We start from the raw sequence: 23035 nt of genomic DNA on the forward strand, positions 1-23035 counted from the left end.
ATCAGCTCCCGCTGCGCGCGAGCAGGCGCGACATGCGTTCGGCACAGAAGAAACTGCGGATGAAGGGATGATCGTGTTTCATGACGTGATCAAGTGGACCGTAAGCGAGTATACGTCGCTCGCCGAGCACGGCGACCTGAGTCGCCAGCGCCGCCAGTGTGTCGAGATCGTGGGTCACCAGCACCACGGTCAGACCAAGCTGATCGCGCAAGCGACGGATCAGCGCGACAAAGGCCTCCGAACGGTCCGGATCGAGGCCGGCTGTCGGTTCGTCGAGCAGCAGCAGCTCCGGTTCGAGCGCCAGCGCGCGAGCCAGCGCAACCCGCTTGATCATGCCCCCGGACAGTTCGGCCGGCATCAGCCAGGCGTGCTGCGGTTCCAGCTCGACCATGGCGAGCTTGATCATGACCAGATCGTGGATGGCATCGCGATCGAGCCAGCGCAGTTCGCGCAGCGGAAAGGCGATGTTCTCCAGCACGTTGAGTGCGGAAAACAGGGCGCCCTGCTGGAACAGCACACCGAAACGACGCCGCAACTGGCGGTCGGCCAGCGCATCACCGGAAAAGAGCGGCTGACCGAACACCCTTATCTGCCCCTGCTGCGGCCGCAGCAGGCCGATCACCTGGCGCAGCAGCGTGGTCTTGCCGCTGCCCGAACCACCGACCAGCGCCAGCACCTCGCCTGCCGGCAGGGCAAGATCCAGTCCGTCATGCACGACATTGCTGCCGAAGCGCGTGACCAGCCCGCGGATGTCGATGACCGCGTCGTTCATGTTGGCATGCCGATGTGACGCGTAGCAATGGCGAACACCGCGTCGACCAGGATGACGCAGGTGATCGCACTGACCACCGAACGCGTCGTATTGGCCGACAGGCTTTCGGTGTTCGGCTTCACCGTCAGTCCGAAATGGCAGGCGACCAGCGCGATCACCAGACCGAAAGCCAGACCCTTGCCCAGGCCGATGTAGAGATTGGCGATCGGCACTACGCGCGGCAGGGTTTCGAGAAAGAAACCGTAGCTGATGTCGAGCTGTATCGAAGCCGCCACCATGCCGCCGAACAGCGCCGCCGACGAGGTCCACAGCACCAGCAGCGGCATCGCCGCCAGCAGTGCCAGCACCTTGGGCAACACCAGCCGCAACGTGGCCGGCACGCCCATCGTGGTCAGCGCATCGATCTCCTCGGTGACCCGCATCACGCCGAGCTGCGCGGTCATCGCCGAGCCGGAGCGTCCGGCCACCAGCACCGCCACCAGCACCGGCCCCAGTTCGCGCACGATGCCGATGCCGAGGATGTTGATGATGAACACGTCTGCGCCGAAGGTCTTCAGTTGCAGCGCCGACAGATAGGACAGCACGACGCCGATCAGGAAGCCCACCAGCGCGGTGATCGGCAGCGCCGTCACGCCGGTCTTGTACAGATTGGCCGACAGCTCGCGCAGCGGCGCGTCGTGCGGGCGACGCAATGCAGCGGCGAGATCGAACAGCATCTGGCCGGTCAGCGCGATCATGCCGATCAGCTGGCGCCACAGCGCAATGCCGACGCGACCGAGCGCGACAAGCGAATCGCCGAAACGCGATTGCGGTGCGCCGCCGCGGCGGCGTACCCCGAGCGTTGCCGCCGACTCCAGCATCCTGCGCGTACGCGGATCGGCCTCCAACTGCTCAGGCAGCCGGTCGCCCCAGCCGCGCCACAGCACGCTGGCGCCGAGCGAATCGAGGCGGCTCACGGCGGCGAGGTTCCAGGTCTCGATCCGGCCTGCTTCGGCCGCGGCGAGTTGCGTGCGCAAGGCGTCGAGGCGTCCTTCCAGTCCCGTCAGCGTCCAGTCGCCGGCCAGCACGGCAACGCGCAACGGCCCGGACATCTCGAACGCAATCGTCGGGACGCCCATGATCTGGCGCTCAGGCGGCCGACTGGCCTTTGGCGCGCTGCGGACGCAGCTTGAGCTCGATGCCTATCGCCGCCCACAGACGCTGCTCGTCGTGCAGGCTGGCGGCAGTCAGCGGTGACGCCGCCAGCCATTCGGCGCGCGCCGACATGACGTAGCCCGCGCCACTGCGCTCGAGGCGCAGCGGCAGTTCGTCGTAGTCGTCGCGGCTGCGATGCAGCAGCACGGCCAGCCGCAGACAAAGGATGAGCGGCCAGTCGCGCAGGTCGGCGGCGGCGGAATTCACCTTCTCCAGCTTGCCGCGGTGCGCCAGCACCAGCCGCGCGAGTCGCGCCTGGTCCATGCGCGAGAAGCCCGGCATGTCGGCATTGCCGACGATGTAGGCGCTGTGCTTGTGGTAGCCGGCGTGCGCCACCGAGATGCCCAGCTCGTGCAAGCGCGCCGCCCAGCTCAACAGGTGCAGGTCCGGATGATCGTCGCCGGCATCCGGCTCAAGCTGCCGGTAAAGCTTGAGCGCCGTGGCGTGGACACGATCGGCCTGACGCTGGTCCACCTGGTAACGGCGCACGAACTGCAGCACGGTCGCGTCGCGCAGGTCACGATGGTGATAGCGCCCGAGCAGGTCGTACAGCACGCCCAGCCGCAGCGCACCCTCGGAAAAACTCATGCGTTCGAGACGGAAGGCGTCGAACACCGCCGACATGATGGCGAATCCGCCGGCCAGCACTGGCAGCCGATCCGGACGAAGCCCTGCCACACCGAGGCGATTCACGTCGCCGACCCGCAGCAGCAGCGAACGCAGCTTGTCCATGCCTTCGCGCGTCAGCGCGCCCTGGCACCAGCCGTTCAGTTCCATGATGTCGAGCAGCGCGCGGGCGGTGCCGCTGGAACCCACCGCCTCGTCCCAGCCGAGCGACCGGTAGTCCTGCTCGATGGTTTCAAGTTCACGCCGCGCCGCCAGTTCGGCCTCGCGCAGCGACTTCTTGTCCATGCGGCCGTCGGGAAAATAGCGCAGGCTGAAGGCGACGCAGCCCATGTAGAGCGATTCGAGCGCCATCGGCTCGAAGCTGCGACCGATGATGAACTCGGTCGAGCCGCCACCGATATCGACCACCAGTTGCTGACTGGAAGGATTGGGCAGCGTGTGGGCAACGCCGACGTAAATCAGCCGCGCCTCCTCACGCCCGGCGATCACCTCGATCGGGAAGCCCAGAGCCGCCTCGGCCTGCGGCAGGAACTGCGGCGCGTTCTTCGCCACGCGCAACGTGTTGGTGGCCACCGCACGCACCTGGTCCGGCGCGAAGCCGCGCAGACGCTCGTTGAAACGGGACAGCGCCTCCAGCCCCCTGAGCTGCGACGCCCCGTCGAGCAACTTGCCGTGCCCCAGACCGGCCGCCAGGCGGACGGTTTCCTTCACGCCGTCGAGCGGGTAGATCTGGTCATCGATCACCCGCGCGACCTGGAGCCGGAAACTGTTGGACCCGAGGTCGACTGCGGCAAGAAGTTCGTAGCTCATGCGGCGATGCAATAAAAGAGATCAGCGCGGAGTGTAGCAGCGCGCAAGCCACGCGCCGTCAAGCACGAGGCGCCCGGACGCTGTAATAATTCCATAGCACTTGTGTCACAAAATACCGGGTCGCATAACAACAACTTCAGAGACAGAAACCGATCATGCCGTCCATCCTGCCGGTGCCACGCTACGCACCCGATCACTTCATCAACCGCGAACTGTCGCTGATCGCCTTCAACCGGCGCGTGCTGGCGCAGGCGGCGGACGAACGCGTACCGCTGCTCGAACGGTTGAAGTTCCTGTGCATCGTGTCGAGCAACCTCGACGAGTTCTTCGAGGTCCGCATCGGTGGCCTGCGCGAACACATCCGCATGGGCGCCCGCGGTGTCACCTCGGACGGCCGCTCCGCGCAGGAAGCACTGCGGCTGATTGCCGCCGAAGCGCACCAGCTGATCGCCGAACAGTATTCGCTGCTGAACGACGTCATCCTGCCGCTGCTGGAAAAGGAAGGCATCGTGTTCCTGCGCCGCGGCGACTGGACCGAAGCGCAACGCGACTGGGTGCGCGACTACTTCATGCGCGAGCTGATGCCTGTGCTGACGCCGATCGGGCTCGACCCCTCGCACCCCTTCCCGCGCGTGCTGAACAAGAGCCTGAACTTCGCCGTCGAGCTGGAAGGCCGCGACGCCTTCGGCCGCAGTTCGCGCTACGCCATCGTGCAGGCACCGCGCGCGCTGCCGCGCGTGATCAAGCTGCCGAAGGAACTGACCGGCGTGGACCACGGCTTCGTGTTTCTGTCGTCAGCCATGCACATGAATGTCGGCGATCTGTTCGAAGGCATGAACGTGCTCGGCTGCTACCAGTTCCGCGTCACCCGCAACTCCGACCTCTTCCTCGACGAGGAAGAGGTAAAGAACCTGCGCCAGGCGCTGCAGGGCGAACTGCCGCAGCGCCATTACGGCGACGCCGTGCGGCTGGAAGTTGCGGACAACTGTTCCGAACACATGGCGGATTTCCTGCTGCAGCAGTTCAACCTGACGCGCGACGACCTCTACCGCGCGCCGGGCATCGTGAACCTCGTGCGTCTGATGCAGGTGCCGGACTGGGTCGAGCGCCCGGATCTGAAATACCCGCCCTTTGTGCCGCAGGTGCCGCGCACAATGGAAAAGCGCTACGACATCTTCGCCATGATCCGCAAGCAGGATCTGCTGTTGCACCATCCCTTCCAGTCCTTCAAGCCGGTGATTGACCTGGTGCAGCAGGCGGTCGACGACCCTGAAGTCGTGGCGATCAAGATGACGGTGTACCGCACCGGCACCGATTCCGTGCTGATGGAGGCGCTGGTGCGCGCCGCGCTCAAGGGCAAGGAAGTCACCGTCGTGGTCGAACTGATGGCGCGCTTCGACGAAGAAGCGAACATCAACTGGGCGTCGCGCCTCGAAGAGGCCGGCGCACATGTCGTCTATGGCGTGTTCGGCTACAAGACGCACGCCAAGCTGCTGATGGTGGTGCGGCGCGAGCAGGTGGATGGCGTGCACCGCTTCCGCCGCTTCGTGCACCTCGGTACCGGCAACTACCACCCGCGCACCGCCCGTTTCTACACCGACTTCGGCCTGATGACCGCGAACGAGCAGATCGGCGAGGACGTGAATGAGGTATTCAAGCAGCTGACCGGCCTCGGACACGCCGGCACGCTCACCCATCTGTGGCAGGCACCCTTCACGTTGCACAGCAACGTGATCGCCGCCATCGGGCAGGAAGCGGAGAACGCACGTGCCGGCCGCAAGGGCCGCATCATCGCCAAGATGAATTCGCTGGTCGAGGACGAGACGATCGAAGCGCTTTACGCAGCCAGTCAGGCCGGCGTGGACATCGACCTCATCGTGCGCGGGGTGTGCGCGCTGCGCCCGGGCGTGCCCGGCCTGTCGGACAAGATCACCGTGCGTTCGGTGGTCGGCCGCTTCCTCGAACATTCGCGCATCTATCACTTCCACGCCGACGGCGAGGAAAAGCTCTACCTCGCCAGCGCCGACTGGATGGAGCGCAACTTCTTCCGCCGTATCGAGGTGGCCTTCCCGGTACTCGATCCGAAGCTGAAGCGACGCATCATGAAGGAAGGCCTGCGCCCCTACCTGCTGGACAACAGCCAGTCGTGGGAGATGGAGCCGGACGGCCGCTACCGCCGCCGAGTGTCGCGGGCGGCGCGCCACTGTGCACAGGACACGCTGCTGGCCGAGTGTTCGCGCGGCGCTCTGTAAGCGCGTCACGGCACTCAAGCGGCGGGGGCGCGCTGCCGTAGACAGGGTGTGTGCCCAATCTCCGGAAGCGCCCCCAGGTGAAAGCTGTCCCCTCCATCGTGCTGATCGCGTGCGCAGTCCTTGTGGCCGCGTGCGACAAGTTGCCCATTCCCGATCCCAACCGCGCCGCAGCGCAGAAGGAACTGGAGGCCAAGGCCGTCGGCGGCGCCTGCCGCCACGCCGGCCGCGCGCTCGAGGACTGCTACGCCTTGAATCCGAAGGCGTCGAAGGCCGCCATCTTCGCCGGTTGGCGCGAAATGAACGACTACATGACGCAGAACAAGATCGAGGTCGTGCTGCCGACGGTCAGCCCGAAAAACACCCGCAAACTGAAGCCGGTCGACGCCGAAACGGTCGCCGACGAGGCAGTGGCGGACGACGCACCGGCCGCGAAGGAAACACACGGCAGCCGGAACCCTGCGCTGACCGCAGGCTGATCCTCAGACGACAGGACAATGAAAAAGGGCCCGGTAATCACCGGGCCCTTTTTCATTCGGCGCTGGACTCAGCGCGCGCTGACCAGTTCGCTCACGTCGCGTCCATCCACCCGCACCCGGGCCAGCGTGACGTCGCCGCCATCCATGCCCAGCGGTTCGATGCTGACGCGACCGGAATCAAGCAGTTGCTGCAGCCGCTGTTTGGCCATGCCCGAGGCACCCGCCATTTCAATTCCCTCCAGGCCGGCGGCGCGCACCCGCACGCCGTCCGCGTAGAAGGTGCTGCCATCGACCGCGTAGTGACGCTGCGCCGGCGGCTTCGGCGGGCGGAAAGCCGGCACCGCGACAGCAAGCGGCGCCGAGCGCTTGGCCGCGGCCTGCACTGTGGGCGAAACACGCTTCTTGGAGGCGATCTTGGCCGCAGGGCGGACTGCCGACTTGACCTGCTTGCCGCTGGCGACCGAACGCGCTGCAAGCGCAACATCGGCGGCAAACATCGAAAATCCGAAAACCAGCGTCAGGGCATAGAGGCCCGGGCGTCGAAACATCATGCACGTCTCCCACTGTTGATGCGCGCGAAAGACCTGAATAAGCCGATCAATTTCGCGTGCCAGTTTGTTGTTTCGGATAAATTTTCCAAATCTTAACCATTGCAGGACGATGACGCCAGCCCCAGGAGACCATTCGTCACCCGCAGCAGGCGCCGGCGGTGCAACGTACAATGCGCGCTCTCCGGATTTCGCACCTCAACACCCCATGCTTCGCGTCTTCGGTATCAAGCGCTGCGACACCATGTCGCGTGCCTTCGCCTGGCTTGCCGACCGGCACATCGACTTCCAACTGCATGACTACAAGAAGGACGGCGTACCGGCAGACGCCCTGGCTGACTGGATACGCCGCGCCGGCTGGCAGGCCGTCGTCAATACGCGCGGCACCACCTTCCGCAAGCTGCCGCCTGACCAGACCGCCGACCTCGACGCCGATCGCGCATTCGCGCTGCTCAGCGCCAACCCGTCCGCCATCCGCCGGCCCATCGTCGACCACGGTGACGAACTGCTGATCGGTTTCGACCCCCAACGCTGGTCCGAGGTGCTCGGATGAGCGCACCTGACCTGATCCAGCGCTTCATGTTCGAAGGTCTGGACATCCGCGGCGCCCGCGTGCGCCTGTCCGAAGGCTGGCAGTCGATGCTGCGTGGCCGCGGCTACGGCCGGGTGGTGACGCGACTGCTCGGCGAAGTGACCGTGGTGTCGCTGATGGTGGGCGGCCAGCTCAAGCAGCCAGGTCGGCTGACAGTCCAGGTGCGCGGCAATGGCGCGGTGGGCATGCTGGTGGTCGATTGCGACCAGCAATTGCGCATCCGTGGCATGGCGAGTGCGCCGGCCGAGCTGGTCGAAGCACCGCTGCCCGAACTGTTGGGCGATGGCCATCTGGTCATGACCATGCAGCCGGAAAGCTCTCCCACGCCCTACCAGAGCGTGGTACCGCTCGAAGGCGCGACCGTGGCAGAGGTATTCGAGCACTTCCTCGAACAGTCCGAGCAGCAGCCCACGGCGCTGTGGCTGGCTGCCGACGGGGATACGGCGAGCGGGCTGTTCCTGCAGAAGCTGCCGGGCGCCGATCAGCGCGACGCCGACGGCTGGGCCCGTGTGTGCCATCTGGCCGCCACGGTGACGCCGGACGAACTGAAGACGCTGGACACTGAAACGCTGCTCGGCCGACTGTTCCACGAGGAGATACAGGCCGGCGGCATCCGCGTGTTCGAGGCACAGACGCCGCGCCATCACTGCCCGCGCGACGAGGAAAAGGTGCGTCGGCTGGTGCTGTCGCTGGGCCGCGCCGAGGTCGAATCCATCCTCGCCGAGAAGGGCGAACTGCACATCCATGACGACATGTGCAATCACGACTACCGCTTCAGCGCAGCCGACATCGCCCGCCTGTTCGGCGATCCGCCGGCGGCGGTGCATTGAAACGCCGTGTTGCCCGCAGGTCGGGCACTGAGTAGACTTTCGACATTTCCCGCGGACTCCCCATGGCGCGCAAGCCCGATACTTCGGCCATAGAACTCAAAAGCGCCACGCTCGAAGCGATGCGTGCCGTGCTGCGCAGCGACGACAGCACGGCCATCGCCGCAGCGCTCGACGCGCGGCTCGGCAGCATGCCCGGCTTCTTTTCCGGCGAACCGGTGGTGATCGACTGCAGCGAACTGCCGGCCGACGCCCGCCCCGACCTGCCGGCCATCCGCGACGCCCTGGGCCGCCATGCGCTGACCGCCATCGCCGTGCAAGCCGCGTGCGACGCTGCCGCGGACGATGCGCGCGCGCTTGGCATGGCCGTGCTGGCGGCCGACAGCGCGCCGCGCGCCGCGCCCGAGCGCGAACCTGAACCGACGCCCGAACCGCCTGCGGCAGTAGCGCCCCCCGAGCCGGCGGCGGCGAACACACCCGCGGCGGTCGCCCACGAAGCGTCGCGACGCACCGAAATCATCGACAAGCCCTTGCGCTCCGGTCAGCGCATCTATGCGCGCGGCTGCGATCTGGTGGTGCTGGCCATGGTCAGTGCCGGCGCCGAAGTGATCGCCGACGGCAACATCCACATCTACGCGCCGCTGCGTGGCCGTGCACTGGCCGGCGCCTCGGGCGACACGCAGGCGCGCATCTTCACCACCTGCTTCGAGGCGGAACTGGTGTCGATCGCCGGCGTGTACAAGACCTTCGAACACACGGCCAGCGGCGAACTGTTGCGCCGACCGGCGCACGTGCGCCTGGAAGACCATTCGGACAAACAGGTATTGACCGTCGCCGCTTTGGCGACCACCTGAATCACAAGAGGGAGAACACAGTGACCCGTATCGTAGTCGTCACATCCGGCAAGGGCGGCGTGGGCAAGACCACGACCAGCGCCGCTTTTTCGTCCGGCCTCGCACTGCGCGGCAAGAAGACCGCGGTGATCGATTTCGACGTCGGCCTGCGCAACCTTGATCTCATCATGGGCTGCGAACGCCGCGTGGTGTATGACTTCGTGAACGTAATCCACGGCGAAGCCAACCTTACCCAGGCGCTGATCAAGGACAAGCACTGCGACAACCTGTTCGTGCTGCCCGCCTCGCAGACGCGCGACAAGGACGCGCTGACCGAAGAAGGCGTCGAAAAGGTGTTGAAGGACCTCGCCGACATGGGTTTCGACTACATCGTCTGCGACTCGCCGGCCGGCATCGAGCACGGTGCGGTAATGGCGCTCACCTTCGCCGACGAGGCGGTCATCGTGACCAATCCGGAAGTGAGTTCGGTGCGCGACTCGGACCGCATCCTCGGCATCCTGCAGTCGAAATCGCGCCGCGCGCGCGACGGCCGCGAGCCGGTGAAGGAACATCTGGTGGTCACCCGCTACTCGCCCAAGCGCGCCGTTGAAGGCGAAATGCTGAGCCACGTCGACGTGCAGGAAATCCTGCGCATCCCGGTGCTGGGCGTGATCCCGGAATCGGAAATCGTGCTGCAGGCCTCGAACCAGGGTACGCCAGCCATCCACATGGAAGGCAGCGACGTCGCCCAGGCGTACGAAGACGTGGTCGCGCGCTTCCTCGGCGAGGAGCGTCCGCTGCGCTTCGTCGACTACGAAAAGCCCGGCCTGCTCAAGCGCCTGTTCGGAGGGAAGTAAGCATGTCCCTGCTTTCCCTGATCTTCGGCCAGAAGCAGAAGACCGCTTCGATCGCGAAGGAACGCCTTCAGCTGATCATCGCGCGCGAGCGCGGATCGAACTCGGCGCCCGACTTCTTGCCGGCGCTGCAGCAGGAACTGGTGGCGGTGATTTCGAAATACGTGCGCGTGAACCCGGAAGACATCAAGGTTCAGCTCGAAAAGCAGGACAACTACGAGGTACTCGAAGTCAACATCGTGCTGCCCGAGCAGCGCAATTGAGCCTCGCCACGCTGTTCGGCAGCGGGCGCACGAAGACGCCGCGCAATTCGATAGACGTGTCCGAGGCGGCCGGCGTGCGCTACCTGCACTTTGGTTCCGAATGGGTGCAGGGCGCCATGCGCGTCGCGCGCCCGTTCGCGCTGGAACTGGAATACACGCGCGAAATGATGCTGCCGCTGCTGTTCGCGCCGCACGACGCGTGGCCGGCACGCGTGCTGGTGATCGGGCTGGGCGCGGGCTCGGTCACCAAGTTTCTGCATCGTTACTGCCCGCGGGCCGACATCACCGTGGTCGAGATCGATCCGCGCATGCCGGCCGTCGCGGCGATGCATTTTCGGCTCCCGGCCGAGGACGAGCGTCTGCGCATCGTCATCGACGACGGCGCGAAATTCGTCGCCGAAAGCGAGACGGCGTGGGACTTCATCCTGGTCGATGGCTATGACCACCGGGCGCGCGCCAATGCGCTCGATACCGCCGCCTTTCACCAGCACTGCCGTGCGCGCCTTGCCACGGATGGGCGTGTCAGCCTGAACATGTTCGGTCGCACGCGCGGCTTCCGCGCCAGTGCGCAGCGCCTGATCGACGCCCACGACGGGCGAGCGCTGGTGCTGCCCTCGCTCGACGAAGGCAATGCGATCTGCGTCGCCGGTGGTGCCGAGGTGATCGACCTGTCGCTGGACACGCTGCGCGAGCGGGCGCGCCATTTGCGCACGCAGACCACGCTCAATCTGGCACCAACCCTGAGCCGGCTGGAAAAGGCCGGCTACTGCCCGGGCGGCCGCCTGAAGCTCTGAACGGCGGCGCACGGCAAGCGGGGCAATAAAAAAGCCGGCGAAGCCGGCTTTTTTACTGGAGCACAAACAAACTCAGCGACGGGTGACCAGCGGACCGGCCTGCGACGCGAAGTAGGCGGCCAGATCGGCCATGTCCTGGTCGCTCAGCGCACCGACCTGAGCCGCCATGATGGCGTTCTTGCGCGTGCCCTTCTTGTACTGCTGCAGCGCCTGCAGCAGGTAGTCCTCGTGCTGACCGCCGATGCGCGGGAAGGCCGGCGCCGGGCTGTTGCCGTCGGCACCATGACAGGCGGCGCAGGCAGCGGACTTTTCCTTGCCCTTGGCGGCATCGCCGGCGTGGGCGACGGACATGCCCACCATGGCGGCGAGCGCAACGAAAGCGAATTTCTTCATCATGGCCTGCGTTCCTTATTTCTGGGCGCCGTAGTAGGCGGCGAGGTCGGCCATGTCCTGCTCGGTCAGGCTGGCAGCGATACCGGTCATCGTCGGGTGCTTGCGGTCACCGTTCTTGTAGGCCTGCAGCGCGGCAACGATGTACTCCGGGTACTGACCGCCGATACGGGGCACCTTGTAGGTCTTCGGGAATGCGGTCTGGTAGCCCGGAATGCCGTGACAGCCGACGCACATCGAAATCTTGTCCTTGGCTGCGTCGGCACTGCCCTCGGCAGCGAAGGCGAGCGGGCTGGCGCAGACGGCTACGACAGCAAGAAGGGTCCTGGCGCTCATCGAGTCTCTCTTCTTATGGGTTGAAGTGGATTCCTGCAAAATCGCGGCGCAGTTTAGCCAAGTACTTGATGAGCGTCAAAATTAGTGCGCCGCAACAGTGCTTGGCAAACGCGCCGCCGGTGCTCCTCAGACGACCGACGTATCGACCACGAGGCGACCGCGCACCTGTCCGTCGATGAAGCGTGGCGCGACGGCGATCACGTCGGCAAGCGGCACCACCTCGGTCATGCGGTCCAGCAGGTCCATCGGCATGTCGCGCACGATGCGCGCCCAGGCCGCCTCGCGCGGTGCGCGGGCGACAGTGACGCTGTTGATGCCGTACAGCGTGACGCCGCGCAGGATGAACGGCGCGACCGTGGCCGGGAAATCCATGCCCTGAGCCAGGCCGCAGGCCGCCACCGCACCGTTCTCGCGCGTCGCCGCGCAGGCATTGACCAGCGTGTGCGAACCGACGCTGTCGACAACGCCTGCCCAACGCTCCTTCGCCAGCGGGCGGCCGGGTGCCGACAGCGTGGCGCGGTCGATCACCGATTCGGCGCCCAAAGATTTCAGGTAATCGGTCTCTTCCAGCCGGCCGGTGCTGGCCACCACGCGGTAACCGAGCCGGGCCAGAAGCGCCACCGCGACTGAACCGACGCCGCCGCTGGCGCCGGTCACCAGCACCTCGCCGTCGCCCGGCTGCAGACCGTGACGTTCCAGCGCCATCACGCACAGCATGGCGGTGAAACCGGCCGTGCCGACCGCCATCGCATGCATCGCATCGAGCCCGGCCGGCAGACCCACCAGCCAGTCGCCCTTCACCTGCGCGCGCTGTGCCAGACCGCCCCAGTGACCTTCGCCAACGCCGAAGCCGGTCAGCACCACCGCGTCGCCGGCCTTCCACAGCGGGTGACTGCTCTGTTCCACCGTGCCGGCGAAATCGATGCCCGGCACCATGGGCCACTTGCGCACGATGGGGCTGCGGCCGGTGATGGCCAGCGCGTCCTTGTAGTTCAGGCTGGACCAGCTGACGGCGACGCGCACATCGCCTTCCGGCAGCGCTGCTTCGTCAAGATCCTTGAGACTGGCGATCGTCTTGCCGCCCTCGCCCTGCTCCAGCAATATGCCTTTGAACATTCCTTCTTTCCTCCGGTCGTTGGCGTGGGTACGTCATCGATGACGTACCCCGGTGCCGGGCAAGCATACTGCACCCTGACCGTAAGGTTTTCCGCCCCCGGGCGGTCTGCTGCCGCACAGACATCGAGGACCCTCCTGCATGCACGCCACCCTGCCGCTGCTGTCCCGCACCGATTTCCCGCCACTGCGCCGGCGTCATACCGAAGTGCTGCAGGTCAATCTGGGCTACACCTGCAACCAGAGCTGCCTGCACTGCCACGTGAATGCGGGCCCGACGCGCACCGAACAGATGAGCGCCGAGAACATCCGCGCCGTGCTCGACTTCATCCGCGCCAGCGACATCCGTCAGCTCGACCTGACCGGCGGCGCGCCGGAAATGAATCCGCACTTCCGCAGCCTGGTCACCGAGGCGCGCGCGCTGGGCGTCGCGGTGGTGGACCGCTGCAACCTCACCATCCTGTCCGAACCGGATCACGAGGGATTGGCGACCTTCCTGGCCGAACAGGGCGTGCAAGTGACCGCGTCGCTGCCCTGTTACCTGGAGGACAACGTCGACCGTCAGCGCGGCAACGGCGTGTTCGCGCGCAGCATTGCCGGGCTGAAGCAGCTGAATGGGCTCGGCTACGGCCGGACGGACAGCGGCCTCGAACTGAATCTGGTGTTCAACCCGCAGGGTCCGGCCCTGCCGCCGCCGCAGGCCCAGCTGGAAGAGGCGTATCGCGAGCACCTCGGGCGCGAGTACGGCATCGTATTCACCCGCCTGCTGACGCTGGCCAACATGCCGATCCAGCGCTTCGGCTCGACGTTGGTGTCCAAGGGTCTGTTCTCCAGCTACATGGAATTGTTGCGCGGCGCCCACCGCGACGACAACCTGCAGCACGTGATGTGCCGAAACCAGTTGAGTGTGGACTGGCAGGGCCACGTCTACGATTGCGATTTCAACCAGATGCTGGGGCTGCCGCTGCGCGTCGAGGGGCGGCCGCGCACCCACCTGTCGCAATTGCTGGGGCGCGACCTCGACGGCAATTCGGTGGTGGTGGCCGACCACTGCTACGGCTGCACTGCCGGACAGGGGTCGTCCTGTGGCGGCGCGCTCAACTGAAGGGACGTTCATGAACGATCCGCTGCTTTTCGGTGCCGCCTTCTGGGGCTTCCTCATCCTGTACGGCGCCGGCATGTACGCACTGTCGCCGCGCGCGGTCGGTCACGCCGGCTTCTTCCGCGGTCATGATGAAGCAGGCCGCCCGGCCGCCACCTGGGCGCTCGGTGCGAGCATCTTCATCTCGTGGATATTCGCCAAGTCCATCACCAACGCGGCCAACCTCGGCGCCACCTACGGCATCGTCGGCGGCCTTGCCTACGCCACCTACTGGCTGTCCATCCCGCTCGCCGGCTGGGCCATCCTGCGGCTGCGTCGCAGGTATGCAGCAACCGGGCTGCTGTCTTTCCTCATCACCCGTCACGGCCGTATGGCGGCGCTGGCTTTTTCACTCGCCATCCTCGTTCGGCTGTTCAACGAAGTGTGGAGCAACACCTCGGTGGTTGGTGGCTACTACGGCGAAGCGGGCTCGGCCGGTTTCATCGGCGCCGCGCTGCTGTTTACCGCGGCCACGCTGTTCTACAGCCTGAAGGGCGGACTGCGATCTTCCATCTACACCGACGTGCTGCAGACCGTGCTGTTCGTCGGCTTCTTCGCCGTCGTCATGCTGATGGTGCTGCCGACGCACGGACCGGCGACGCTGCTGTCGACCGGCGACTGGCGACTCGAGGCCGGCGTCGACCTGCTGCTGGTGGCCGCACTGCAGGTGCTGTCCTATCCCTTCCATGACCCGGTACTGACCGACCGCGGCTTCATCACCAACGAGCGCAGCATGCTGCGCGCCTTCGTCTGGGCCGGGCTGCTCGGCTTCGCCTGCATCCTGCTGTTCTCGCTGGTGGGCGTACACGCACGGCTGGAAGGCATCGCCGGCGGCGACAACGTGCCGGCGGCACTCGCCCGCAGCATGGGGCCCGCCGCACTGTTCGTGATGACCATCGTGATGGTGGCGGCCGCCGGTTCGACGCTGGATTCGACCTTCTCCTCGGTTGCCCGCCACGTCGCGCAGGAACTGCCGCAACTGGCGGGCCGCCCGGAGCCGGTGCGCGCCATCGGCGTCGGCATGCTGGCGATGGCGGCGATCGCGCTGCTCGGCAACATTCCGATGATTGCCGGCACCGACATCCTGAAGGCGACGACGATCAGCGGCACCATGGTGATCGGCCTGGCGCCCATCTTCCTGCTGGCCGGTTTCACGCAGCCCGGCACACGCGCCGCCGCGCTCTCCTTCCATCTTGCCTTCTGGACCGGCATGATCCTCGGCGTGCTGCTTGCCGCCGGTCTGATACCGGACAGCTGGGCCATCGGCAGCGGCAAGTACGCCAAGCTGCTCGGCGTCAATCTGTACGGGCTGCTGCTGTGCACGGCCGGCTACCTGCTGCCTTCGCTGCTGACACGGCGGGCGACATGAACATGGACGACATCGCGCGCGGAACGCCGGGCCGCAGCTGCCCGCTGCACTACCGTTACGGTGCCGGCGCACTCGCCAGTACCGCGCACGACCTCGCGGCCGACACGCTGTACGTGGTCGGCGGCCTGTACGGCAACCGCCCCGCGCTGGACGCGCTCGCCCGCCTGCTGGAAGCCGAGCGCGGCCCGGTGCGCGTGCTGTTCAACGGCGACTTCCACTGGTTCGACATCGACGCCGCCCACTTCGCCGACGTGCAGCGCCGCGTGCTCGCCTTCGATGCGATCGCCGGCAATGTCGAAGCCGAGCTGGCCGATGACGCGGACGACGCCGGCTGCGGCTGCGCCTACCCGGACGCGGTGCCGGAGGCGGTGGTCACCCGCTCGAATCTGATCCACGCCCGGCTGTCGCAGACCGTGCGTCACGATCCCATGTGGCGCGGCGAACTGGCCTCGCTCGACTACTGGCGCGCGGTGCGCGTCGGCGACGCGCGCGTCGGTGTGGTCCATGGTGACGCCCATGCGCTGGCCGGTTGGACCTTCGACGCACGCGCGCTGCACGACCCGGCGCAGCGCGCAGCGCACGAAGCGGCCTTCGCTGCCGCCCGCTGCGACGTGTTCGCCTGCAGCCACACCTGTCTGCCCGCGCTTGCGCGCTTCGGAGAGGGCGCAGTGATCAACAACGGCGCCGCCGGCATGCCCAATTTCCGCGGCGCGCTGCACGGCGTCGTGTCGCGCATCGCCGTCACGCCGTCGCCGCATGAGCCGTTGTATGGCGCACGCATCCGCGGCGTGCATGTCGATGCGCTGCCGCTGCATTACGACCATGCCCGCTGGCTGGACGAGTTCGACAGCCAGTGGCCGGCCGGCTCGCCGGCCGCACTGAACTACCGCGAGCGCATCCTGCACGGACCCGCATGGACGCTGCGTGAGGCAGCGCCATGAACGCCCGCAAGCTGGCGCTGCTGCTGATCCTCCTCGCGCTGGTCGGCGCCTTCTTCGCCTTCGACCTCGGCCGCTTCTTCGATCTGGCCTGGTTCAAGGCGCAACAGCATATGCTGAACGAGCGCGTCGCCGCTGCCCCGTGGGCGGCGGCAGCGATCTACTTCGTGGTCTATGTCGCGGTCACCGCGCTGTCCTTGCCCGGCGCCGCGGTGATGACGCTGGCCGGCGGCGCGCTGTTCGGCTTCTGGGTGGCGCTTGCGCTGGTGTCCTTCGCCTCCAGCCTGGGCGCCCTGCTCGCCTTCCTGATCGCGCGCTTCCTTTTGCGCGAATGGGTGCAGACCCGGGTCGGCAAGTCGCTCGACGCGATCAACCGCGGCATCGAACGCGACGGCGCGCTCTACCTGTTCACGTTACGTCTCGTGCCGGCCTTCCCCTTCTTCGTCATCAACTTGGCGATGGCACTGACCCGGCTGCCGGCACGCACTTTCTACTGGGTGAGCCAGGTCGGCATGCTGGCCGGCACCGCGGTGTACGTGAATGCGGGCACCCAGCTCGGGCAGATCGACTCGCTCGCCGGCATCCTGTCGCCGGGCCTGATCGGCGCCTTCGTGCTGCTGGGCCTGTTCCCGCTGATCGCGCGCAAAGCAATCGACCTCGTGCGCGCCCGTGCCGTCTACAAACGCTGGCCGCGGCCGGCGCGCTTCGACCACAATGTGGTGGTGATCGGCGGCGGCAGTGCCGGGCTGGTTACGGCCTACATCGCGGCTGCGGTGAAGGCCAGCGTTGCACTGGTCGAGAAGCACCGCATGGGCGGTGACTGCCTGAACACCGGCTGCGTGCCGTCGAAAGCGCTCATCCGTTCGGCACGCTTCATCGCGCAGACGGCAAAGGCGCAATCGCTGGGCATGAAGTCGGCGCAGGTCGATTTCGATTTCGCCGACGTGATGGAACGGGTCGCCCGCGTCGTACGCACGATAGAACCGCACGACTCGGTCGAGCGCTACCACGCGCTCGGCGTCGACTGCGTGCAAGGCAATGCGCGCATCACCTCGCCCTGGACAGTCGAGGTGTTCGGCGAAGACGGGCGCGCGCGCACACTGAGCGCACGCAACATCGTCATCGCCGCCGGCGCCCGCCCCTTCGTGCCCCCGATACCGGGCATGGACCGGATCGACGTACTGACCTCGGACACCGTATGGTCGCTGCGCACGCTGCCGCAACGCCTGCTGGTGCTGGGCGGCGGGCCGATAGGGTGCGAGCTGGCGCAGGCCTTCGCCCGCTTCGGCGCAGCCGTTACCCAGGTCGAGATGGCAGAGCGGCTGATGCTGCGCGAGGACCCCGAAGTGTCGGCGCTGGTCGAGCAGCAGTTCGCCGCCGACGGCGTGCAGGTGCTGACCCGGCACAAGGCGGCACGCTTCGCGGTCGAGGGAGACGAGCGTGTGCTGTACGCCGACGGCCCGGCCGGCGAAGTGCGCATCGTGTTCGACGCGCTGCTGTGCGCGGTCGGCCGCACGCCAAACGTCAGCGGCTACGGACTGGAGGAACTGGGCATCGCGCTGCGCCCGAACCGCACGGTCGACACCAACGACTACCTGCAGACGCTGTATCCCAACATCTACGCCTGCGGCGACGTGACCGGTCCTTACCAGTTCACCCACATGGCGGCACATCAGGCCTGGTATGCGGCGGTCAACGCGCTGTTCGGCCGCTTCCGCCGCTTCCGCGTCGATTACTCGGTCGTCCCCTGGGCCACCTTCACCGAACCGGAGGTCGCCCGCGTCGGCCTCAACGAAAGCGAAGCAACCGAAAAGGGCGTGCCCTTCGAAGTGACCGTCTACGGCCTCGACGACCTCGACCGCGCCATCGCCGACGAGGCCGCGCACGGTTTCGTCAAGGTGCTCACGGTGCCCGGGCGCGACCGCATACTGGGCGTCACCATCGTCGGCGAGCACGCTGGCGAACTGATCGCCGAATACGTGCTGGCGATGCGCCACGGTCTGGGGCTGAACAAGCTGCTGGGCACGATACACATCTACCCGACCATGAACGAGGCGAACAAGTACGCCGCTGGCGTCTGGAAGCGCGCGCACGCGCCGCAGAAGCTGCTCGAATGGGTCGGCCGCTACCACGCGTGGATGCGCGGGTGAGGCGGCTGTCCATCATCGTGCCGGTGCTGGACGAGGCGCCGGGCATCGTCGCGACGCTGCAGGCGCTGCAGCCGCTGCGCGCGGCAGGCGTGCAGCTCATCGTCGCCGACGGCGGCAGCCGCGACGACAGCTGCGCACTGGCGCGGCCCTTGTGCGATGTGCTCGTTGCGTCGTCACGAGGGCGCGCGCTGCAGATGAATGCAGGCGCCGCGCATGCCCGCGGCGAGGTGCTGCTCTTCCTGCACGCCGACAGCACGCTGCCGGCCGGCGCGCCCTTGTTGATCGACAACGCGCTCGACAGCGGTGCGCAATGGGGCCGCTTCGACGTCACGATCGAAGGCCGTTCGCCGCTGCTGCGCGTGGTCGCCTTCATGATGAATCTGCGCTCGCGCCTGAGCGGCATCGCCACCGGCGACCAGGCGATGTTCTGCACGCGGGCGCTGTTCGACCACCTCGGCGGCTTCGCCCCGATCGCGCTGATGGAGGACATCGATTTCTCGCGCCGCGCACTGAGCCTCAGTGCGCCAGCCTGTCTGCGGGCACGCGTACGCACCTCGGGGCGCCGCTGGGAGAAGCACGGCGTGTTGCGTACTGTGTGGCTGATGTGGCGCCTTCGCCTGCGTTACTTCTTCGGCGCCGACCCGCAGACGCTGGCGCGCAGCTATCGGCCGCACCATGACTGAATCGACCGCGGTACTCGTTTTCGCGCGCGCGCCGGTCGCCGGTGCGGCCAAGACGCGGCTGATGCCCGCACTCGGCGCCGACGGCGCGGCGCGTGCCAGCGCGGCACTCACACGGCGTGCGCTGCGCACTGCGGTCGAGGCCGGCCTTGGCGCGGTCGAACTGTGGTGCGCGCCCGACTGCGACCACCCCTTCTTCGCCGACTGTGCGCGCGAGTTCGGGGTCACGCTGCACGCGCAGTCGGCGGGCGATGTCGGCCGGCGCATGGCGCAGGCCTTCGACGACGCACTGTCGCGACACGCGCGCGTGGTGCTGATCGGCGCCGACGCGGTGTCGCTGCAGGCCACCGATCTGGCCGCCGCCGCCGCGGCGCTGCGCGGGCACGACGCCGCCTTCGCGCCGGCCGAGGACGGCGGCTACCTGCTGGTCGCACTGCGCAGCCGGCAGCCGGCGCTGTTCGACGGCCCGACCTGGGGCACCCCGTCGGTATGGACGCAGACGCGCGCGCGCCTCGACGCGCTGGGCCTGCGCACCCGCGTGCTGCCGACCGGCTACGACGTCGATCACCCGGCCGACTGGCAGCGCGCGCTGCGCGAAGGCCTGCTGGAGGGCGGCGCATGCTGACCCGACTGCGCCTGCTGCTGTGGGCGACTGCGCTGGCGCTGGCCGGCGAGGTGTGTGCGGACAGCGCATTGCCGCGCTTTTCGTCGCAGTCGGCCGGTGCCGCCATCGCCGGCTGGACACCGTGGACGCTGGGCGGGAAGGCCGCACCGGCCGACTTCCGCCTGAGCGCGCTGGACGGGCAGACCGTACTGCGCGCCGAAGCCGTCAATGCCGCGTCGGCACTGATCCACGCCGGTCGCTTCGATACCACCGCAACGCCCTGGCTGAACTGGCGCTGGCGTGCCGACCGTCTGCCGACCGGCAATCGCTTCGCCACCCGCGATGGCGACGACTACGTGCTGCGCGTCTATGTGCTGTTCGACTACGACATCGCCAAGCTGCCCTTCGGCGCCCGCACGAAGCTGCGCATCGCCCGCGCGCTGCATGGCGACCAGGTACCCGCCGCCGTGCTCTGCTACGTGTGGGACAACCGCGTGCCACCGGGCACCCGCGCCTGGAGTGCCTACACCGACCGCGTGCGCATGATCGCGGTCGAAGGCGAAGGCGCGCCGACCGGCGTCTGGCGCAACGCCCGCCGCAACCTGCGCGATGACTTCCGCGAAGCCTTCGGCGAGGACGCTCCGCCGGTGATCGGCGTCGTCGTCGCGGCCGACACCGACAACACCGCCGGCAGTTCGCTCGGCCATTTCGGCGACCTGTCGCTCGACGCCCAGCCACTGCCGTGAAAAGACTGGTATTGCTCGGCGGCGGCCACGCCCACCTCTTCGTGCTCGAAGCCTTCGCCCGACAGCGGCCCGATGCCGACATCCGGCTGATCACGCCGGACGCGCTGACGCCCTACTCCGGCATGCTGCCCGGCGTGCTCGCCGGTCACTACACCTCGCGTCAGGCCTGCATCGACCTGCACCCGCTGGCCGCGCGCGCCGGCTGCCACCTCACGCTGGACCGCGCCATCGGCATCGACAGCGCGCGGCGCCGGATCAGACTGGCCGGCGGTGGCGCCGTCGACTACGACCTGCTGTCCATCGACATCGGCTCGACCCCGCAGCGCCCCGACATTCCCGGCGCGGCCGAGTACGCGCAGCCGGTGAAGCCGATCGCCGACCTGCTCGCGCGCTGCGCCGTCGTGACGCCGCGCGCGGTCAGCGTGCTGGGCGGCGGTGCAGCCGGCGTGGAGGTGACAATGGCCTTGCATCACCGCTGGCCTGCGGCGCGCTGCACGCTGGTCGAGCGCGGCACGGCGCCACTTGGCGGACTGGGTGTGCGGCTTCAGCGCAGCGTCGGCGCCGAGTTCGCGCGCCAGCGGATCGATGTCGTGACCGGTGCCGAGGTCACGCGGATCGACGCCGATACCCTCCAGCTGGCGGACGGCCGCACCATCGCCAGCGATTTCACAGTGCTCGCCACCGGCGCCGCCGCACCCGCCTGGCTGCGGAACAGCGGACTGGCGCTCGACGCGCGCGGCTTCATCGAGGTCGGCGCAACGCTGCAGTCGACCTCGCACGCCGAAGTGTTCGCCGCCGGCGACGTCGCCACGCTGACTGCTTCGCCGCGGCCGAAGTCCGGTGTCTATGCAGTGCGCGCCGGCCCCCCACTGGCGGCCAACATCGCGCGCATGATGGCCGGCCAGCCGCCGCTCGACTGGCATGCGCAGCGGCATGCGCTGATGCTGCTCGCCTGCGGCCGCCGCCACGCCATCGCCACCCGCGGCGGCTGGCTGCTCAAGGGCGACTGGGTGTGGCGCTGGAAAGACGCGATAGACCGCGGCTTCGTGCGACGTTTCGATCCGCAGGCCGACAGCGAGACGGCCGCGGGCTGAGGACGATCAGTTCGGGGACACAGGCGCGGCGCCCGTGCCGAAGCCGCGTCGCGGCCAAAGGTCGCTCAGCCGAGGGTCGCGCCCTGTTCGCCGTCGGCGCATGGTTTTGTGGGAGCGAGCTTGCTCACGATAGCGGCCTGGATCGAAGGCGGCGGCCCGCAAATGCCGCATCGCGACCAGAGGTCGCTCCCACGAAAGGCACTGCCGCACCATCGTCGGAGCCCGGTTTCCTGTGGGAGCGAGCTTGCTCGCGATAGCGGCATGGATCGGAGGCGGCGGCCTGCAAATGCCACAGGCGGTCCAGGCCGCTACGCCATCATCCGCCCGGCCGCCAGCCGGATGCGCCGGCTGCAGCGGGCAGCCAGCGCCTCGTCGTGGGTCACCAGCACCAGGGTCGTACCCTGTTCGGCGTTCATTTCGAACATCAGGTCGATGATGGAGGCGCCGGTCGCCGCGTCGAGATTGCCGGTCGGTTCGTCGGCCAGCAGCAGCTGCGGCGCCGGCGCGAAGGCGCGCGCGAGCGCGACGCGCTGCTGTTCGCCGCCCGACAGCTGGCGCGGATAATGGGTCAGCCGGCCGCCCAGACCGACACGTTCGAGCAGCGCGATGGAGCGCTCGCGCACGCGCTTGGCATTGGCCAGTTCCAGCGGCAGCATGACGTTTTCCAGCGCCGTCAATGCCGGCAGCAGCTGGAAGGACTGGAACACGAAGCCCACCTTGTCACCGCGCAATTCGGCCCGTGCGTCCTCGTCGAGCGCGAAGATGTCCTGGCCGGCGATGCGAACCGAACCGGCGCTCGGCAGGTCAAGACCGGCAAGCAGCCCGAGCAGCGTCGATTTGCCGGAACCGCTGGCACCGACGATGGCCAGCGCCTCGCCGGCCCCGACCTCGAAGGCGATATCCTGAAGAATCTGCAGCGGCGCATTACCGCTGCTGACCTGTTTTCCCAGCCCGCTGACTTCGAGCAGCCGGCCTGTTTGCGGAGTGTCTGTAGGCATGAAGAAGCTTTTCTGGTCCCTGTTTGTCCTGTTGTTCGCCGCCCTCCCCGTCGCTGCGCAGACCGTGCTGGTGGTCGGCGACAGTCTGTCTGCCGGCTACGGCCTGCGCCAGCAGGAGGCCTGGCCGGTATTGCTCGGCGACAGGCTGAAGCAGTCCGGTTACGGCCATGCGGTGGTCAATGCCAGCACCAGCGGCGACACCACCGCCAACGGATTGTCGCGCATCGACGCCGCGCTGGCCGCACACAAGCCTGCCGTCGTCATCATCGCACTGGGTGCCAACGACGGCCTGCGCGGCCTGTCGCTGAAAACGATGCGCGACAACCTGGAAAGCATGACGCGCAAGGCGCAGGCTGGCGGCGCCAAGGTGCTGATTGCCGGCATGCAGCTGCCGCCGAACTACGGCCCCGACTACACGCAAAAGTTCGCCGCCACCTTTTCCGAGGTCGCAAAGTCCACCGGATCGGCGCTGCTGCCCTTCCTGCTTGACGGCTTCGCCACCGATCCGCAGCAGTTCCTGCCGGACGGCATCCATCCGGTTGCTGCGGCGCAGCCGCGCATCGTGGACAATGTATGGGCGCCGCTGCGCTCCCTGCTCGGCAAGCCGCTGGCGCGGCGCTGAGCACGCCGCGGC

25 protein-coding genes are annotated in these 23035 nt (G+C 67.5%); 17 read left to right on the forward strand and 8 right to left on the reverse strand.

Going from position 1 to position 23035, the window contains the following annotated elements; all coding sequences use genetic code 11:
* Nucleotide 1 precedes the first annotated feature (1 nt).
* From AC51BJ_RS03165 to ppx, 3 genes are read right to left on the reverse strand one after another with little or no spacing between them, the layout of a single operon-like run.
* Nucleotides 2-772: an ABC transporter ATP-binding protein gene (locus AC51BJ_RS03165; RefSeq protein ID WP_430434180.1), complete on the reverse strand. Its 771-nt coding sequence runs from the start codon at nucleotides 770-772 to the stop codon at nucleotides 2-4.
* Nucleotides 769-1890: an MlaE family ABC transporter permease gene (locus tag AC51BJ_RS03170; RefSeq protein ID WP_496279300.1), complete on the reverse strand. Its 1122-nt coding sequence runs from the start codon at nucleotides 1888-1890 to the stop codon at nucleotides 769-771. Before AC51BJ_RS03170 ends, AC51BJ_RS03165 begins: the two co-directional genes overlap by 4 nt.
* A gap of 10 nt (nucleotides 1891-1900) precedes the next feature.
* Nucleotides 1901-3403 (reverse strand): exopolyphosphatase, encoded by a 1503-nt coding sequence (ppx, locus tag AC51BJ_RS03175; protein WP_496279301.1) that lies wholly within the window; start codon nucleotides 3401-3403, stop codon nucleotides 1901-1903.
* A 155-nt stretch (nucleotides 3404-3558) separates the two neighbouring features.
* Here ppx and ppk1 point away from each other — a divergent pair, with 155 nt between their 5' ends.
* Entirely contained in the window at nucleotides 3559-5655 is a 2097-nt protein-coding gene (ppk1, locus tag AC51BJ_RS03180) for a polyphosphate kinase 1 (protein WP_496279302.1), read from the forward strand.
* A gap of 77 nt (nucleotides 5656-5732) precedes the next feature.
* Nucleotides 5733-6131, forward strand: a complete 399-nt coding sequence (locus AC51BJ_RS03185; RefSeq protein ID WP_430434183.1) for a hypothetical protein — start codon at nucleotides 5733-5735, stop codon at nucleotides 6129-6131.
* Nucleotides 6132-6199: 68 nt separating this feature from the next.
* Here the strand turns inward: AC51BJ_RS03185 and AC51BJ_RS03190 are convergent, their stop codons facing one another.
* Entirely contained in the window at nucleotides 6200-6853 is a 654-nt protein-coding gene (locus AC51BJ_RS03190; RefSeq protein ID WP_496279303.1) for a hypothetical protein, read from the reverse strand.
* Nucleotides 6854-6887: 34 nt separating this feature from the next.
* Here AC51BJ_RS03190 and AC51BJ_RS03195 point away from each other — a divergent pair, with 34 nt between their 5' ends.
* From AC51BJ_RS03195 to AC51BJ_RS03220, 6 genes are all read left to right on the forward strand, one after another.
* Nucleotides 6888-7232, forward strand: coding sequence for a Spx/MgsR family RNA polymerase-binding regulatory protein (locus tag AC51BJ_RS03195; RefSeq protein WP_425761871.1), 345 nt, complete (start codon nucleotides 6888-6890; stop codon nucleotides 7230-7232).
* Nucleotides 7229-8101, forward strand: coding sequence for an Hsp33 family molecular chaperone HslO (gene hslO, locus AC51BJ_RS03200; RefSeq protein ID WP_496279304.1), 873 nt, complete (start codon nucleotides 7229-7231; stop codon nucleotides 8099-8101). The genes AC51BJ_RS03195 and hslO overlap by 4 nt, the downstream gene beginning before the upstream one ends.
* Nucleotides 8102-8163: 62 nt before the next feature.
* A complete protein-coding gene (gene minC, locus AC51BJ_RS03205; protein ID WP_430434186.1) occupies nucleotides 8164-8952 on the forward strand; it encodes a septum site-determining protein MinC in 789 nt (262 codons plus the stop codon).
* 20 nt (nucleotides 8953-8972) lie between these two features.
* On the forward strand, nucleotides 8973-9788 hold the full coding sequence (gene minD, locus AC51BJ_RS03210) for a septum site-determining protein MinD (RefSeq protein WP_024300408.1): 816 nt from the start codon (nucleotides 8973-8975) through the stop codon (nucleotides 9786-9788).
* Between the two features lie 2 nt (nucleotides 9789-9790).
* Nucleotides 9791-10048, forward strand: coding sequence for a cell division topological specificity factor MinE (minE, locus tag AC51BJ_RS03215; protein WP_019918050.1), 258 nt, complete (start codon nucleotides 9791-9793; stop codon nucleotides 10046-10048).
* Nucleotides 10045-10842, forward strand: coding sequence for a fused MFS/spermidine synthase (locus AC51BJ_RS03220; RefSeq protein WP_430434188.1), 798 nt, complete (start codon nucleotides 10045-10047; stop codon nucleotides 10840-10842). Before minE ends, AC51BJ_RS03220 begins: the two co-directional genes overlap by 4 nt.
* A gap of 72 nt (nucleotides 10843-10914) precedes the next feature.
* On the opposite strand, the gene AC51BJ_RS03225 is transcribed toward AC51BJ_RS03220, so the two are convergent.
* The 3 genes from AC51BJ_RS03225 to acuI all read right to left on the reverse strand — a co-directional run bounded on the left by AC51BJ_RS03225 (nucleotide 10915) and on the right by acuI (nucleotide 12684).
* Nucleotides 10915-11238 (reverse strand): c-type cytochrome, encoded by a 324-nt coding sequence (locus tag AC51BJ_RS03225; protein ID WP_019918047.1) that lies wholly within the window; start codon nucleotides 11236-11238, stop codon nucleotides 10915-10917.
* A 12-nt stretch (nucleotides 11239-11250) separates the two neighbouring features.
* A complete protein-coding gene (locus AC51BJ_RS03230) occupies nucleotides 11251-11568 on the reverse strand; it encodes a c-type cytochrome (RefSeq protein WP_304008106.1) in 318 nt (105 codons plus the stop codon).
* 126 nt (nucleotides 11569-11694) lie between these two features.
* The gene (gene acuI, locus AC51BJ_RS03235) at nucleotides 11695-12684 is read right to left on the reverse strand and encodes an acrylyl-CoA reductase (NADPH) (RefSeq protein WP_496279305.1); all 990 of its coding nucleotides are present in this window, start codon (nucleotides 12682-12684) and stop codon (nucleotides 11695-11697) included.
* A 139-nt stretch (nucleotides 12685-12823) separates the two neighbouring features.
* Here acuI and arsS point away from each other — a divergent pair, with 139 nt between their 5' ends.
* Genes arsS through AC51BJ_RS03275 form a run of 8 tightly spaced genes read left to right on the forward strand, consistent with a single transcriptional unit; the run spans nucleotide 12824 to nucleotide 21403 of the window.
* Nucleotides 12824-13786 (forward strand): arsenosugar biosynthesis radical SAM (seleno)protein ArsS, encoded by a 963-nt coding sequence (gene arsS, locus AC51BJ_RS03240; protein ID WP_496279306.1) that lies wholly within the window; start codon nucleotides 12824-12826, stop codon nucleotides 13784-13786.
* Nucleotides 13787-13796: 10 nt separating this feature from the next.
* Nucleotides 13797-15191 carry a sodium:solute symporter family transporter gene (locus tag AC51BJ_RS03245; protein ID WP_496279307.1) on the forward strand — a complete coding sequence of 465 codons (1395 nt, stop codon included), beginning with the start codon at nucleotides 13797-13799 and terminating at the stop codon, nucleotides 15189-15191.
* Nucleotides 15188-16132, forward strand: coding sequence for a hypothetical protein (locus AC51BJ_RS03250; RefSeq protein ID WP_496279308.1), 945 nt, complete (start codon nucleotides 15188-15190; stop codon nucleotides 16130-16132). Before AC51BJ_RS03245 ends, AC51BJ_RS03250 begins: the two co-directional genes overlap by 4 nt.
* Nucleotides 16129-18279 carry a dihydrolipoyl dehydrogenase family protein gene (locus AC51BJ_RS03255; protein WP_496279309.1) on the forward strand — a complete coding sequence of 717 codons (2151 nt, stop codon included), beginning with the start codon at nucleotides 16129-16131 and terminating at the stop codon, nucleotides 18277-18279. The genes AC51BJ_RS03250 and AC51BJ_RS03255 overlap by 4 nt, the downstream gene beginning before the upstream one ends.
* Nucleotides 18276-18962: a TIGR04283 family arsenosugar biosynthesis glycosyltransferase gene (locus tag AC51BJ_RS03260; RefSeq protein ID WP_496279310.1), complete on the forward strand. Its 687-nt coding sequence runs from the start codon at nucleotides 18276-18278 to the stop codon at nucleotides 18960-18962. The genes AC51BJ_RS03255 and AC51BJ_RS03260 overlap by 4 nt, the downstream gene beginning before the upstream one ends.
* Nucleotides 18955-19584: a TIGR04282 family arsenosugar biosynthesis glycosyltransferase gene (locus tag AC51BJ_RS03265; RefSeq protein ID WP_496279311.1), complete on the forward strand. Its 630-nt coding sequence runs from the start codon at nucleotides 18955-18957 to the stop codon at nucleotides 19582-19584. The genes AC51BJ_RS03260 and AC51BJ_RS03265 overlap by 8 nt, the downstream gene beginning before the upstream one ends.
* Complete coding sequence (locus AC51BJ_RS03270) at nucleotides 19578-20309, forward strand: DUF3047 domain-containing protein (protein ID WP_496279312.1); 732 nt, start codon at nucleotides 19578-19580, stop codon at nucleotides 20307-20309. Before AC51BJ_RS03265 ends, AC51BJ_RS03270 begins: the two co-directional genes overlap by 7 nt.
* Nucleotides 20306-21403: an FAD-dependent oxidoreductase gene (locus AC51BJ_RS03275; RefSeq protein ID WP_496279313.1), complete on the forward strand. Its 1098-nt coding sequence runs from the start codon at nucleotides 20306-20308 to the stop codon at nucleotides 21401-21403. Before AC51BJ_RS03270 ends, AC51BJ_RS03275 begins: the two co-directional genes overlap by 4 nt.
* 308 nt (nucleotides 21404-21711) lie before the next feature.
* Here AC51BJ_RS03275 and AC51BJ_RS03280 read toward each other — a convergent pair whose 3' ends face one another.
* A complete protein-coding gene (locus AC51BJ_RS03280; protein WP_496279314.1) occupies nucleotides 21712-22401 on the reverse strand; it encodes an ABC transporter ATP-binding protein in 690 nt (229 codons plus the stop codon).
* Between AC51BJ_RS03280 and AC51BJ_RS03285 the strand changes: the two genes are divergently transcribed.
* Nucleotides 22400-23023: an arylesterase gene (locus AC51BJ_RS03285; RefSeq protein ID WP_496279315.1), complete on the forward strand. Its 624-nt coding sequence runs from the start codon at nucleotides 22400-22402 to the stop codon at nucleotides 23021-23023. The genes AC51BJ_RS03280 and AC51BJ_RS03285 overlap by 2 nt on opposite strands.
* Nucleotides 23024-23035 lie beyond the last annotated feature (12 nt).

The sequence above is a fragment of the Methyloversatilis sp. S146-33 genome (assembly GCF_059552495.1).

Bases quoted from the DNA above. Each gene is read 5' to 3' on its own strand.
- AC51BJ_RS03170 (WP_496279300.1), bottom strand. From the start codon at position 1,890: ATGGGCGTCCCGACGATTGCGTTCGAGATGTCCGGGCCGTTGCGCGTT.
- ppx (WP_496279301.1), bottom strand. From the start codon at position 3,403: ATGAGCTACGAACTTCTTGCCGCAGTCGACCTCGGGTCCAACAGTTTC.
- minC (WP_430434186.1), top strand. From the start codon at position 8,164: ATGGCGCGCAAGCCCGATACTTCGGCCATAGAACTCAAAAGCGCCACG.
- AC51BJ_RS03285 (WP_496279315.1), top strand. From the start codon at position 22,400: ATGAAGAAGCTTTTCTGGTCCCTGTTTGTCCTGTTGTTCGCCGCCCTC.
- AC51BJ_RS03250 (WP_496279308.1), top strand. From the start codon at position 15,188: ATGAACATGGACGACATCGCGCGCGGAACGCCGGGCCGCAGCTGCCCG.
- AC51BJ_RS03230 (WP_304008106.1), bottom strand. From the start codon at position 11,568: ATGAGCGCCAGGACCCTTCTTGCTGTCGTAGCCGTCTGCGCCAGCCCG.
- AC51BJ_RS03280 (WP_496279314.1), bottom strand. From the start codon at position 22,401: ATGCCTACAGACACTCCGCAAACAGGCCGGCTGCTCGAAGTCAGCGGG.
- AC51BJ_RS03195 (WP_425761871.1), top strand. From the start codon at position 6,888: ATGCTTCGCGTCTTCGGTATCAAGCGCTGCGACACCATGTCGCGTGCC.
- AC51BJ_RS03165 (WP_430434180.1), bottom strand. From the start codon at position 772: ATGAACGACGCGGTCATCGACATCCGCGGGCTGGTCACGCGCTTCGGC.
- AC51BJ_RS03270 (WP_496279312.1), top strand. From the start codon at position 19,578: ATGCTGACCCGACTGCGCCTGCTGCTGTGGGCGACTGCGCTGGCGCTG.
- ppk1 (WP_496279302.1), top strand. From the start codon at position 3,559: ATGCCGTCCATCCTGCCGGTGCCACGCTACGCACCCGATCACTTCATC.
- AC51BJ_RS03255 (WP_496279309.1), top strand. From the start codon at position 16,129: ATGAACGCCCGCAAGCTGGCGCTGCTGCTGATCCTCCTCGCGCTGGTC.
- AC51BJ_RS03225 (WP_019918047.1), bottom strand. From the start codon at position 11,238: ATGATGAAGAAATTCGCTTTCGTTGCGCTCGCCGCCATGGTGGGCATG.
- AC51BJ_RS03265 (WP_496279311.1), top strand. From the start codon at position 18,955: ATGACTGAATCGACCGCGGTACTCGTTTTCGCGCGCGCGCCGGTCGCC.
- AC51BJ_RS03245 (WP_496279307.1), top strand. From the start codon at position 13,797: ATGAACGATCCGCTGCTTTTCGGTGCCGCCTTCTGGGGCTTCCTCATC.
- minE (WP_019918050.1), top strand. From the start codon at position 9,791: ATGTCCCTGCTTTCCCTGATCTTCGGCCAGAAGCAGAAGACCGCTTCG.
- acuI (WP_496279305.1), bottom strand. From the start codon at position 12,684: ATGTTCAAAGGCATATTGCTGGAGCAGGGCGAGGGCGGCAAGACGATC.
- arsS (WP_496279306.1), top strand. From the start codon at position 12,824: ATGCACGCCACCCTGCCGCTGCTGTCCCGCACCGATTTCCCGCCACTG.
- hslO (WP_496279304.1), top strand. From the start codon at position 7,229: ATGAGCGCACCTGACCTGATCCAGCGCTTCATGTTCGAAGGTCTGGAC.